Source organism: Bacillus sp. FSL R5-0603 (assembly GCF_038050295.1).
In the GTDB taxonomy this organism is placed as follows: Bacteria; Bacillota; Bacilli; order Bacillales; family Bacillaceae; genus Bacillus; species Bacillus subtilis.
In genome coordinates this window covers 1,576,932-1,589,098 of record NZ_JBBOYP010000001.1, presented here as the reverse complement: position 1 = coordinate 1,589,098, position 12,167 = coordinate 1,576,932, and the positions used below count along the sequence as shown (strand labels likewise).

The 12,167-nt window shown below is 43.7% G+C and carries 11 protein-coding genes; all 11 read right to left on the bottom strand.

Translation table 11 applies throughout. The annotated features are described in order from the left end of the window. Positions 1-15: 15 nt before the first annotated feature. The 11 genes from clpQ to ylqF all read right to left on the bottom strand — a co-directional run bounded on the left by clpQ (position 16) and on the right by ylqF (position 12,143). The gene (clpQ, locus tag NYE56_RS08225) at positions 16-561 is read right to left on the bottom strand and encodes an ATP-dependent protease subunit ClpQ (protein WP_003238555.1); all 546 of its coding nucleotides are present in this window, start codon (positions 559-561) and stop codon (positions 16-18) included. A gap of 12 nt (positions 562-573) precedes the next feature. After that, a complete protein-coding gene (gene xerC, locus NYE56_RS08220; RefSeq protein WP_003231988.1) occupies positions 574-1,488 on the bottom strand; it encodes a tyrosine recombinase XerC in 915 nt (304 codons plus the stop codon). A gap of 67 nt (positions 1,489-1,555) precedes the next feature. Beyond that, a complete protein-coding gene (gene trmFO / locus NYE56_RS08215; RefSeq protein WP_003244725.1) occupies positions 1,556-2,863 on the bottom strand; it encodes an FADH(2)-oxidizing methylenetetrahydrofolate--tRNA-(uracil(54)-C(5))-methyltransferase TrmFO in 1,308 nt (435 codons plus the stop codon). A gap of 75 nt (positions 2,864-2,938) precedes the next feature. After that, positions 2,939-5,014: a type I DNA topoisomerase gene (gene topA, locus NYE56_RS08210; protein ID WP_216999209.1), complete on the bottom strand. Its 2,076-nt coding sequence runs from the start codon at positions 5,012-5,014 to the stop codon at positions 2,939-2,941. A 187-nt stretch (positions 5,015-5,201) separates the two neighbouring features. Continuing rightward, a complete protein-coding gene (gene dprA / locus NYE56_RS08205) occupies positions 5,202-6,095 on the bottom strand; it encodes a DNA-processing protein DprA (protein WP_268555218.1) in 894 nt (297 codons plus the stop codon). A gap of 60 nt (positions 6,096-6,155) precedes the next feature. Beyond that, a complete protein-coding gene (gene sucD, locus NYE56_RS08200) occupies positions 6,156-7,058 on the bottom strand; it encodes a succinate--CoA ligase subunit alpha (protein ID WP_024572248.1) in 903 nt (300 codons plus the stop codon). A gap of 28 nt (positions 7,059-7,086) precedes the next feature. Then, on the bottom strand, positions 7,087-8,244 hold the full coding sequence (gene sucC / locus NYE56_RS08195; protein ID WP_014663957.1) for an ADP-forming succinate--CoA ligase subunit beta: 1,158 nt from the start codon (positions 8,242-8,244) through the stop codon (positions 7,087-7,089). A gap of 172 nt (positions 8,245-8,416) precedes the next feature. Further along, a complete protein-coding gene (locus NYE56_RS08190) occupies positions 8,417-8,698 on the bottom strand; it encodes a FlhB-like flagellar biosynthesis protein (protein ID WP_341283700.1) in 282 nt (93 codons plus the stop codon). Then, a complete protein-coding gene (locus tag NYE56_RS08185) occupies positions 8,695-10,425 on the bottom strand; it encodes a hypothetical protein (protein ID WP_341283699.1) in 1,731 nt (576 codons plus the stop codon). Before NYE56_RS08185 ends, NYE56_RS08190 begins: the two co-directional genes overlap by 4 nt. Positions 10,426-10,456: 31 nt before the next feature. Beyond that, entirely contained in the window at positions 10,457-11,224 is a 768-nt protein-coding gene (rnhB, locus tag NYE56_RS08180; protein ID WP_064671376.1) for a ribonuclease HII, read from the bottom strand. A gap of 70 nt (positions 11,225-11,294) precedes the next feature. Then, positions 11,295-12,143, bottom strand: a complete 849-nt coding sequence (ylqF, locus tag NYE56_RS08175) for a ribosome biogenesis GTPase YlqF (protein WP_268555221.1) — start codon at positions 12,141-12,143, stop codon at positions 11,295-11,297. Between the last annotated feature and the right edge of the window lie 24 nt (positions 12,144-12,167).

The window sequence follows — 12,167 nt, the reverse complement described above, 5'->3', positions numbered from 1 at the left end:
CGCCTCAAGTCCTTTCTATTCAAGCTCTTCCAGTATGATTTGATCGTTCGTGTAAACACAAATTTCGCCTGCTGTTTCTAACGCGGCTCTGGCAATCTCACTTGCAGACATGCTTTCACCGGCATGCTTTTTCAGTGCTCTTCCCGCTGCCAAAGCGTAATTGCCTCCTGATCCAATCGCGAGAATGCCGTCATCTGGTTCGATCACCTCGCCTGTTCCCGATACGAGAAGCAAAGTATCCTGATTCATAACAATCAGCATGGCTTCGAGCTTTCTTAGCACTTTATCGCTGCGCCATTCCTTCGCAAGCTCAACAGCCGCCCGTTTTAAGTTGCCGTTATATTCTTCAAGCTTAGCTTCAAACTTTTCGAATAAAGTGAAAGCGTCTGCAACAGATCCCGCAAAGCCAGCAAGAACTTTGCCGTTAAACAGTTTTCTCACTTTCCGTGCCGTGTGTTTCATGACAACAGCCTGACCAAATGTTACTTGGCCGTCTCCGGACATAGCGCTTCGTCCTTTATGCTGTACGGCAAATATTGTGGTCGCATGAAAAGATGACATAAAGGGCCTCCTTTAATTTTTCTTAAATGCTCTTGGATGGTGAGACATATATGTGTTTCTCAACATTTCCTTCGAAACATGCGTGTATATCTGTGTAGAAGACAGATTGGAATGCCCGAGCAGTTCTTGAACGCTTCTCAAATCCGCTCCTTCATTTAACAGATGCGTGGCGAACGTATGTCGAAGCATATGCGGATGGATATGTAAAGTGCTTGACGCTTTTTGAACAAGCCCGCTTAAAATATGTCTGATGCCACGGGCTGTAAGCGGTCCGCCTCTTTGATTTACGAATAATAGATCATGAGGTTCTTTTGCCTTCATCAGCAAGCACTGTCTTCCGCTATTCATGTATACCTTCAACGCTTCGCGGGCATAAGACCCAAAGGGGATATAGCGCTGCTTCTTGCCTTTACCGTGAACAAGCACAGTGTCCATAAATAAATCAACGTCGTTAATAGTTATGGAACAGCATTCACTGACCCTCATTCCGGTGGCATAGAGCAGCTCTAACAGCGCTTGATCCCTCATTCCGGCCGGCTGGCTTATATCTGAAACTTCAAACAGCTCCTCAAGCTCTTTTTGATATAGAAACTTCGGTATCCGTTTCTCCTGTTTTGGCAGATGAACAAGCTGAAACGGATTTTCTTCAATAAGCTTTTCCCGCATCAGAAACTTATAAAAGCTTCTTAATGCAGATATCTTTTTGCTTATTGTTCTTCTCGATAAACCTTTTTCATAGGCTTCTGTCAAAAAAATCCTAGTATCTTGATATGCAGCTTCTTCAAATCCATTTATACCTTGAACGCGCAGGAAAGTCTCGAATTCTTCAATTGAATCCACATAATTCACAATAGTATATTGTGAATAATTTTTTTCAATTTGTAAATATTCAACGAATAACTTTACGAAATTCTTAACATTCTCCATGCCTAATACCTCCCCAGGAAGGGCTTTTAAATGGTATCACAAATCGCGCTCAGGTTGCAATCAATACCTATATCGTTTTCGAAATTGTTTGAATTGTTTCAATCGCACGGTTCGCGTATTGTTCATTTCGTTCTTTTTTATTTTTAATTTTAACTGGCAATTCTTTCAAAAGCCCAAAGTTTGCATTCATCGGCTGGAAGTTCTTCTGGTTTGTTGTTGTAATATAATGTGCCATACTGCCAATTGCTGTTTCCTGAGGGAAGATCACAAGCTCTTCTCCCAATACAAGCTTCGCCGCATTAATGCCTGCTACAAGTCCTGAGGCAGCTGATTCCACATATCCTTCTACTCCCGTCATTTGGCCTGCAAAGAACAGATCACTGCGGTTTTTAAATTGATAAGTCGGCTTTAACAGGCTTGGAGAGTTAATAAATGTGTTTCTGTGCATCACGCCATATCTGACGATTTCTACATTTTCAAGCCCTGGAATCAACTTGAGAACTTCCTTTTGGTCTCCCCATTTTAAATGAGTCTGGAATCCTACAATATTATAAAGTGTTCCCGCAGCATCATCCTGTCTGAGCTGAACGACGGCATAAGGGCGTTTTCCTGTAACAGGATGCTCTAGACCAACCGGTTTCATCGGACCGAAAAGCATTGTTTTCTTACCCCGTTTTGCCATGACTTCAATCGGCATGCAGCCTTCAAAGAAAATCTCTTTTTCAAATTCTTTTAACGGCACTGTTTCTGCTGATGTTAATGCTTCATGAAAACGGTCAAACTCTTCTTCTGTCATCGGGCAGTTCAAATATGCTGCTTCACCTTTATCATAACGGGATTTCAGGTACACTTTATCCATATCAAGGCTGTCTTTTTCTACAATTGGCGCCGCTGCGTCATAAAAATATAAATAGTCCTCTCCAGTCAGCTCCTTCAGCTGGGCAGACAGCGATTCAGATGTTAACGGACCCGTTGCGATGATAGTAGGGCCTTCAGGAATTTCAGTCACTTCTTCATTAATAACGGTTACGTTTGGATGATTTTTCACCCGATTTGTCACACTTGCGGCAAATTCATGACGGTCTACTGCAAGAGCGCCCCCGGCAGGCACCGAACATTCGTCAGCCGCCGCGATAATGGCTGAATCAAGCGCACGCATTTCTTCCTTTAATACACCGACAGCGTTAGCAAGCGTATTAGAGCGAAGAGAGTTGCTGCAGACAAGCTCTGCAAATTTATCTGTATGGTGCGCAGGCGTTTGTTTAACTGGCCGCATTTCATACAATTTGACTTGAATCCCCCGTTTGGCAAGCTGCCATGCCGCTTCACTTCCTGCGAGTCCGGCTCCGATTACATTCACTGTTTGTTGGTTCATCTTTCACATCTCCTAGTTTATTATTCAAGGCCTTCTTTTAACACACAAAGAAGGTGAGCAAGACCCTGCTCACCGCTACTTCTGTGGTTCTTCCTTATAATCGCATTCCACGCATTGGACTTGTATGCCTTTTTTGAGTTTTTTCTCGACGAGCATTTTTCCGCATTTCGGGCATTTTCGTTCAATTGGTTTGTCCCATGATACGAATTCACAGTCCGGATAACGGTCACAGCCGTAAAACACCCGTTTCTTTTTCGATTTTCGCTCAACAATGTTTCCTTCTCCGCAGCTCGGGCACTTCACACCGATTTGTTTCACAATCGGTTTCGTGTTCCGGCAGTCAGGGAAGTTGGAGCAAGCTAAGAATTTACCGTACCGTCCCATTTTATATACCATTGGAGAACTGCACAATTCACAATCCTCTCCAGCATACTCTGGTTCAATCTCAACTTCCTTCATTTCCGATTCGGCTTTTTTGACGCGTTTTTCAAAATCGGTGTAGAAATTATCGATAATCTTGACCCATTCGGTATTTCCTTCTTCAACATGATCAAGATCTCTCTCCATTTTAGCTGTAAACTCAACGTTAATGATCTCAGGGAAAAACTCCATGATCAAGTCAAGAACGATCTGACCTAATTCAGTCGGAACGAAACGTTTATTATCCAATGCCACGTAGCCGCGCCGCTGAATAGTATCAAGTGTCGGAGCATATGTGGATGGACGGCCGATACCGCGTTCTTCAAGGGTTTTAACAAGCCGGGCCTCAGTATATCGCGGAGGCGGCTGGGTAAAATGCTGCTCAGGTTCTATATCTTTTGATAATACCGTGTCGCCTTCTTGTAAGTCAGGCAGCATCCGGTCTTTTTCTTCCATTTGGTCGTCTTTTCCTTCAACATACACCTTCATAAACCCGGAAAACTTGACTTTACTTCCATTTGCACGAAATGTCAAACCGTTGTTTGTCAGGTCGACACTCATTGTATCGAGAACAGCCGGTGCCATTTGGCTGGCAACAAAACGCTCCCAAATTAATTTATACAGTCTCATTTGGTCTCTGCCGAGGACTGCTTTTAATTCACTTGGTTTTCTAAGAACTGATGTCGGCCGAATTGCTTCGTGGGCATCCTGGGCATTTTCATTCTTTTTCGCAGGCTTCCGTTTTCCGCCTAGGAACTCTTTTCCATATGTCTGATCAATAAATGCAGCTGCTTCATCAACAGCCGTATTTGAAATACGGGTTGAATCCGTTCTCATATACGTGATCAGACCAACCGTTCCTTCTCTTCCTAAATCAATTCCTTCATATAATTGCTGTGCAATCATCATCGTTTTCTTCGCTCTGAAATTGAGCTTGCGAGCCGCTTCCTGCTGCAGGGTAGAAGTGGTAAAAGGCAAAGCAGGATTACGTTTGCGTTCCTTTTTGGTTACTTTTTCAACTGCATATTGATTCCCTTTGAGCTGAGAAAGAATCTCTTTTACATCAGCTTCACTATTTAAAGGAAGTTTTTTGCCGTTTTTCCCGAAAAAGCTCGCTTCAAAGGTTTCTTGACCTTTTAAGAACGTACCGTCAATTGTCCAATATTCCTCAGGCTTAAAGTCGTTAATCTCTTTTTCACGGTCAATAATCAAACGGAGGGCAACGGATTGCACGCGTCCTGCGCTAAGCCCTTTTTTGACTTTTTTCCATAAGATCGGACTGATTTTATATCCGACAAGCCTGTCTAAAATACGTCTCGCTTGCTGTGCATCCACTAAATCCATATTGATCATGCGGGGATGCTTAAACGATTCCTTAATAGCGTCTTTTGTAATTTCGTTAAACACCACACGGCAGTCAGAGTTGAGATCTAAATCAAGACTGTGTGCCAAATGCCATGCAATCGCTTCCCCTTCTCTGTCGGGGTCGGCTGCGAGATACACTTTTTTGGCTTTTTTCGCAGCCGTTTTCAGCTCTTTTAATACCGGGCCTTTACCTCGAATGGTAATATATTTCGGTTCAAAATTCTGTTCTATGTCAACTCCCATTTGACTTTTTGGAAGATCCCGGACATGTCCCATTGATGCTTTTACTTTATATTTTTTACCTAAGTAACGTTCAATCGTTTTCGCCTTAGCGGGCGATTCCACGATGACTAGATAATCAGACATTTTCATCCCCCTCAAGAGGTGTTCTCTCTCTTTTCAAGATATTTCAATTTTATTCTTGCAGCTGTCTTTATTTGGCTTTCAACATTTCATTCTTTATCATGAACGTCATTAATTAAATAGAAAACAATATGCAACTTTAAATCCTCACTATTATTAAATATTACAATACCGTTTGTCAAACGATAATTCAAAAGGGTTCCGTATATTGAACGTTTCTCTCAGAAAGTTCCTCGAAAATATCCTCTGCTGACCATATGGCTTTAGCCCCCTGCTGGATCAGTTTTATAGGACCTCCGGCGTAAGGGTCAAATAATGAACCGGGTACGGCAAATACCTCTCTCCCTTGTTCCAATGCTTGATAGGCAGTAATCAGCGAACCGCTTTTTTCTTTGCCCTGAACGACAATAACGCCTTCACTTAGTCCGCTGATAATACGGTTTCTCATAGGGAAATGCCATTTTTGGGGTTTAGTTTCAGGTGGGTGCTCTGACAGCAGGATATGGTGTTTAGCCATGTGATCTGCTAACTGAAGGTTTTCTCGGGGATAAATGTGCTGAAATCCGCCTGCAATGACGCCAATTGTCCGCCCCTTCGCCTTAATACTTGCAGCATGGGACATTCCGTCTATCCCAGACGCCAGTCCGCTGACAATCACCCAACCTTTACGACAGATCTCTTTTGTAAGATGATTGACAACTTGTTTCCCATAAGCTGTTGGATTTCTTGTCCCTACAATTCCAATTTTTCTCCCTTTCGAAAGAAGAGTCATATCACCTTTTGCAAACAGTACGGCGGGGGGATCATAAATGCTTTTAAGCCAGAAAGGATATTGCTTTGAAGAAATAGGGATGGTGTTGATGCCTTGCTCACGATAAGCAGCAAGTACACGCTGGAGCTTTGGATAAAGTTGTTCTATTTCGTTTTTTAATGCAGCTGCTTTTATTTGACCACGAGTAACCGTTTGTAACACGGGTGATGTCAGCGACATAGACGGATCGGCTTTCCACCATTTTAATAGAAGGGATGGGGATAATAATTGATTGATTCTGCAAATCGTTAGGCAGGCAGCGGCCTGATCCAATAGATTGACCTCCTTTTGTTAGAAAAAGCAGGAACAGCCTTGACGGCTGTCCCTTTTTTATTAATGCGTTTTACAAGTTTCGAACAAGTTCTTCTCTTTCAGCACCTTGATTAAGGTTTCACCCATGACAGAAGGTGTCTCTGCAACTTCGATTCCGCATGCATTAAGGGTTTTGATTTTTTCATCAGCTGTCCCTTTTCCGCCGGAAATAATGGCGCCTGCATGCCCCATGCGCTTTCCAGGAGGTGCTGTTTTACCGCCGATAAAACCGACTACCGGTTTTGTCATGTTGGCTTTTACCCACTCTGCCGCTTCCTCTTCGGCAGTACCGCCGATTTCGCCAATCATGATGACTGCGTGAGTGTCAGGATCTTCGTTAAACGCTTTTAAAACGTCAATAAAGTTTGTTCCATTTACAGGGTCGCCGCCGATTCCAACAGCTGTAGATTGCCCTACACCCGCTTCTGAGAGCTGGTGCACCGCTTCGTATGTTAATGTTCCTGAACGTGATACAACGCCTACATGACCCTTTTTATGGATGTATCCGGGCATAATGCCGATTTTACATTCTTCAGGCGTAATGACACCAGGACAGTTCGGCCCTATCAGTCTCGTTTTCTTGCCTTCCATGAAGCGTTTGACCTTCACCATATCCAAAACCGGGATATGTTCTGTGATACAAATCACGAGATCAAGCTCCGCATCTACCGCTTCCATAATCGCATCAGCTGCAAACGGTGCGGGCACATATATAACAGACGCGTTAGCGCCGGTCGTTTGAACTGCTTCAGCAACTGTATTAAATACAGGAACACCTTCCACTTCTGTTCCGCCTTTTCCAGGTGTTACACCGCCAACGATATTTGTGCCGTATTCGAGCATCTGCTTCGTATGAAATAAAGCGGTAGAACCTGTAATCCCTTGCACAATAACTCTTGTATCTTTATTAATGAAAACACTCATTATTTGGTCCCCTGCCTTTCATTCTTTCTTAAACTAAGGATACGATTTTCTGCGCGCCGTCAGCCATTGATTCCGCAGATGTAATGTTTAATCCTGATTCACTAAGGATTTTCTTCCCTAGATCCACGTTTGTGCCTTCAAGACGGACGACAAGCGGCAATGTCAAACCAACTTGTCTAGTCGCTTCAACAACCCCTTCTGCGATGACATCACATTTCATAATGCCGCCGAAAATGTTGACAAAAATCCCTTTAACGTTTTGATCAGAAAGAATGATTTTAAATGCTTCCGTGACTTTTTCCGCGGTTGCACCGCCGCCCACATCAAGGAAGTTGGCCGGTTCTCCTCCATAATGCTTGATAATATCCATCGTGGACATTGCAAGTCCCGCGCCGTTTACCATACAGCCGATATTTCCATCAAGGGAAATGTAGCTTAGATCATATTTGGACGCTTCAATTTCTTTCGGATCTTCTTCATCCAAATCTCTGTATTCCATAATGTCCTTTTGTCGGTACAACGCATTGCTGTCAAAATTCAATTTTGCATCAAGCGCCATCACATTTCCGTCGCCGGTAACAACAAGCGGATTGATTTCGGCGATTGAGCAGTCTTTCTCAACAAACGCTTTATATAGTCCAAGCATAAATTTAGCAGCTTTTCCCACGAGCTCTTTTGGAATATTAATAGCGAATGCAATTTCTCTGGCTTGATAGCCTTGAAGGCCAACAGCCGGATCAATGACAGCTTTTTTGATTTTTTCCGGTGTTTTCTCCGCAACCTCTTCAATTTCCGTTCCGCCTTCTTCAGAAGCCATCAGAACGATTCTTGAAGTGGCGCGGTCAAGCACAAGACCCACGTAATATTCTTTTTTAATATCGCAGCCTTCTTCAATAAGTAAGCGTTTTATTACTTGGCCGTCCGGACCCGTCTGATGTGTAACTAGGGTCTTCCCTAATAGTTCTTCGGCATACGCTTTTACTTCATCTAATGATTTTGCTATTTTTACCCCACCAGCTTTGCCTCGACCGCCAGCATGAATTTGAGCCTTTACGACATAAACCGAGCTGGATAAGCTCTTTGCACTCTCAACTGCTTCTTCTGCTGTAAAAGCCACTTTACCTTCAGGAACAGATACCCCATATTTTCTGAGGACTTCTTTTCCCTGGTACTCATGGATATTCATTTCCCATCCTCCTAACTTATGTAACAAAACTAAAATAGACTGCGCTTTCATTCTATAATAATACTGGAAGAATTGTCTACAGTTCGATGCAAAATCTTTTAATCCTTCTAAACATTCAAACTTTTACTTTATTAAAAACATAAATTTCAAAGGAGGATGGGGAATATTTTAGCTATTTTTTGTTTTTTACGCTTTCGTCCAATTTGTAAATGAATGAAAAAATCTCGGCTACCGTTTCATAAAGAGCTTCAGGGATTTGATCATCTACCGTCAAATGGCGCATTAATTCGACAAGGGTCCGATCTTCTTGAATCGGGACCCCTGCTTTTTTTGCTTCTTTGATAATGTTGTCAGCTACATGGCCCTTTCCTGTGGCAATCACTCTCGGCGCCTTGTCTTTTTGTTCGTCATAATGGAGAGCAACAGCTTGTCTGATCGGTGTCTGCTCTTTCATATTTTCACATCCACTTCCTGATCACTGATACTTGTTATATATTGATCGATTGAAGCCTTTTCTTCGGTGTGAACCCTTTTTTTAGCGTTTACCCCTGAAAGGCTGTACCCCATTTCCTTTAGCCCCTGTTTAAGCGCGGGCACCATCGGATCGATCGCAGCCTGCAGCTCGAAATCAGTCTCTATTGTAATGGTCATGACTTTTTGCTGTACCAAGCAATCAACGACGGTTTCTTTTAGTGTATCAAGCTGCAGCAAAAACAAAAGGCGGCAATGGGAAGGATCAAGCTTTCCATCCGCTTCTTTCTTTCCTTTAAACAGAACAGTCATGTCCTGAACCCCTGACTTCGAAAACATCGGAAATGACATTACAATTTGGCTGTATGATGGATGGTCCTGCTGCATGAAAAGCTGGCCATTTAATTTATGAAAAAGCTGATCGGCTTCTTGTTTGACTGGTTCGGCTACCTCATGCGATGCTCTTAAGGCAGAAAGAGCCAGCTTGATGGATTGCATTTCGCCAGATGTGACTGCGCTTCCTTGTTCAAACGCTTTAATGAACGCAACCTCGTCCCTTGCACCGATTGCCGTTTTCACTTTGGATAAGAAAGAAAGAACATCTGCCTTATCCGCAAAATGGGGTGCTGTCTGCTGAACAGCCTTTAAAAAGACTTCGGCTTCCTGGTCTGTGACTTGTGCCGCCTGTAAAACTGCTGAAGCTGCAAGTGACTTACTATCACCCGATGAAGCAGCCGCTTTAATCCAATTTGCTGCTTCTTTCACAATTTGGAGACTGTTTTTTTCAGCAGATTCCGTCAGCTTCACCAGCAGCTGGCGGGCTTCTTTAATTGGAATGTCTGCTGCTGTTTTAACAGGCTCTTCTTGTATGCTTCCCTGTTCTGCTGTGTGATTTGCAATCGGCGGGCTGGCTTTTCCGGGGGAGCCAGCTGGTGTGCTAAGCTCCCTGCTTCCAGCTGTATTCGTCGGAGAAGGTGCTTTCGTATTGTCGGTTAAAGAAATAAGCTTATCAATCAGCCGTTCTGCATGGACATCGATTTCACTATTTAAAAGCACCGTAACTGCTTCCTTTAGCTTTGACATCATTTGGCTCTGCTGAGGGTTTTGGTCGATTGCCTGTAGCAGCTGGGATACGTGCTGATGCAACGGAACAGGCGATCTCACAGCGTGAACACCATTCAAAATCTCGGAGTGAATGGGAAGATCACGCTTTAAAGCGAAGAGAACCGTTTCAACTGCTTTTTTTGTGTCTTGCGAAGGCAGCGTGTCCATCCAGCGGACAGCTGTTTTGATATCATTTTCTGTTACGGGTGTTTTGCTCTTCAGCATCGCTCCTGTCATCATGAGAGCTGCGTTTGACGTCTTCACTGACATGGCATTTAAAAGCTTGCCAGCTGCATCCTGAATGGTTTTAGGATTTTGATCAAAGCTTTGAACGACCTGAAGACGGCCTGTTTGCTCTGCCGTTTTTTTTTCGTAGGAAAACCAATAGTATGCCTGAGGACGAAGCTGGGTTTCAAGTTTTCCCTGAACAGTTTGATTGCCGACTTGGATCAGGGCATGCTGATCTCCTAGTATACGAAGCACTTTTCCTAAGAGGAGACGCTTCTCCCCGTTTAGCGCTTCGTTTACTTTTGATGTTTCCTGCGGGACGGCTGTACGCCCGAAAAGGTGCTGCAGCGCCTTTTGCACATCATTTCGTATGTTCATTTTAAAAAGGTGCCTCCTTGTCCATGGTGATTTATCTGAAAGATTGAACAGGAGCGAAAGTTTTGCGGTGCAATTCAGTTGGGCCGTATGCAGCGAGAGCTTCCAAATGTTCTTTTGTCCCATAGCCTTTATTTTTTTCAAAGCCGTACATGGGATACGTTTCGGCATAAGCGCTCATCATTCGGTCCCTCGTCACTTTTGCGATACACGCACCTGCCGCAATAGACACGCTTTTGGCATCGCCTTTTATAATTGACGCCTGAGCCGTGTCGAGGGGAAGTGTCATTGCGTCAACAAGCAAATAATCAGGTGTAGTCGACAAATCTTGTATCGCTTTCACCATTGCCATTTTTGAAGCTTCATATATATTGATCTCATCAATCACAGTAGCTTCTACAATTCCTATCCCGACCGCCAGTGCTTCCTTCATAATAAGCTCGTAATATTCCTCGCGTTTTTTCTCTGAAAGCTTTTTGGAGTCTGTCAGCCCAAGTATTTCACATTCCTCTGGAAGGATGACTGCGCTGGCGACAACTGGTCCTGCCAATGGGCCCCGGCCGACCTCGTCAACACCTGCAATCAAGCGAAATCCCTTGTTTCTTGCCAGCCTTTCATAGGAAGTCATATTCACCCATTGTTCTTTCAGCGCTTTTTCTTTCGCTTGCTTTTTAAGCCATTGCTCTACAAGCGTTTGAACGCTTTTTCTCGGGTCGTTTTCGCATTGGGCAATAAATGGGTCTTGTGCATCCTTCACTTCCTGCAAACGGTCTTTAATGTCCTTTACGGTTAATGTATTCACTTTCTCTTCTCCCTTACTGTATGTATCGGTTCAGCCAAGAAAAAATAAAGACCCGCATTTCTGCGCGCCTTTACATCGTCGGTTGTTCAAATGACAGCCTGCCGAACTTTTCAGTGCGAATATCGCGAATGATGACTTCAGTCGTCTTATCATAGTTAATGAGCCCACCGCTCATGAGACAGCCCCGCTTTTCACCTATTGCATCAAACAGCTCGGCAATGTCCTCTGGGATCTCATCAAGGTCATAACGCTCCTTGAGCCGCTCTGGGTAATGTTCTTCGAGAAAACGAAGACCAAACACGGCCACGTCCTGCAAATTGATAATCGAGTCTTTAATAGCCCCGGTGACTGCAAGTCTCAAACCGACAAGCTCATCCTCAAATTTAGGCCACAAAATTCCCGGTGTATCTAATAGCTCTAATTCTTTCCCAACCTTGACCCACTGTTGAGAAGTCGTAATACCAGGTCTGTCTCCCGTTTTTGCTATGTTTTTCTTTGCAAGCCGGTTGATGAGCGTTGATTTTCCGACGTTTGGAATGCCGATAATCAAAGCGCGAATTGCTCTCGGCTTCACACCTTTCGCCCGCATCCGGTCAAATTTTTCTTGGAGGATCTCTTTTGATGCAGGCACAATTTGATTTAACCCTTGTCCATTTACAGAATTAATAGACAGAGAGCGAATCCCCTGCTTCTCAAAATGCTCTTTCCACCGCTGTGTAACTGCCGCATCTGCTTTGTCAGCCTTGTTTAACAGCATAATTCGCGGCTTGTTTTTTAGAATATCTTCAATCATTGGGTTTCTTGATGACATTGGAATTCTGGCATCTACCAATTCATATACGATATCGATTAATTTTAATTTTTCGGTTACTTCCCTTCTTGCTTTTGCCATATGGCCCGGGAACCATTGAATTGTCATGTGACACGAACACCGCCTTTATCT

What these genes read in the sequence shown, in the direction of transcription:
- clpQ (WP_003238555.1), bottom strand. Translation starts at nt 561, where the DNA reads ATGTCATCTTTTCATGCGACCACAATATTTGCCGTACAGCATAAAGGA.
- trmFO (WP_003244725.1), bottom strand. Translation starts at nt 2,863, where the DNA reads ATGAACCAACAAACAGTGAATGTAATCGGAGCCGGACTCGCAGGAAGT.
- NYE56_RS08190 (WP_341283700.1), bottom strand. Translation starts at nt 8,698, where the DNA reads ATGAAAGAGCAGACACCGATCAGACAAGCTGTTGCTCTCCATTATGAC.
- xerC (WP_003231988.1), bottom strand. Translation starts at nt 1,488, where the DNA reads ATGGAGAATGTTAAGAATTTCGTAAAGTTATTCGTTGAATATTTACAA.
- sucC (WP_014663957.1), bottom strand. Translation starts at nt 8,244, where the DNA reads ATGAATATCCATGAGTACCAGGGAAAAGAAGTCCTCAGAAAATATGGG.
- NYE56_RS08185 (WP_341283699.1), bottom strand. Translation starts at nt 10,425, where the DNA reads ATGAACATACGAAATGATGTGCAAAAGGCGCTGCAGCACCTTTTCGGG.
- sucD (WP_024572248.1), bottom strand. Translation starts at nt 7,058, where the DNA reads ATGAGTGTTTTCATTAATAAAGATACAAGAGTTATTGTGCAAGGGATT.
- ylqF (WP_268555221.1), bottom strand. Translation starts at nt 12,143, where the DNA reads ATGACAATTCAATGGTTCCCGGGCCATATGGCAAAAGCAAGAAGGGAA.
- topA (WP_216999209.1), bottom strand. Translation starts at nt 5,014, where the DNA reads ATGTCTGATTATCTAGTCATCGTGGAATCGCCCGCTAAGGCGAAAACG.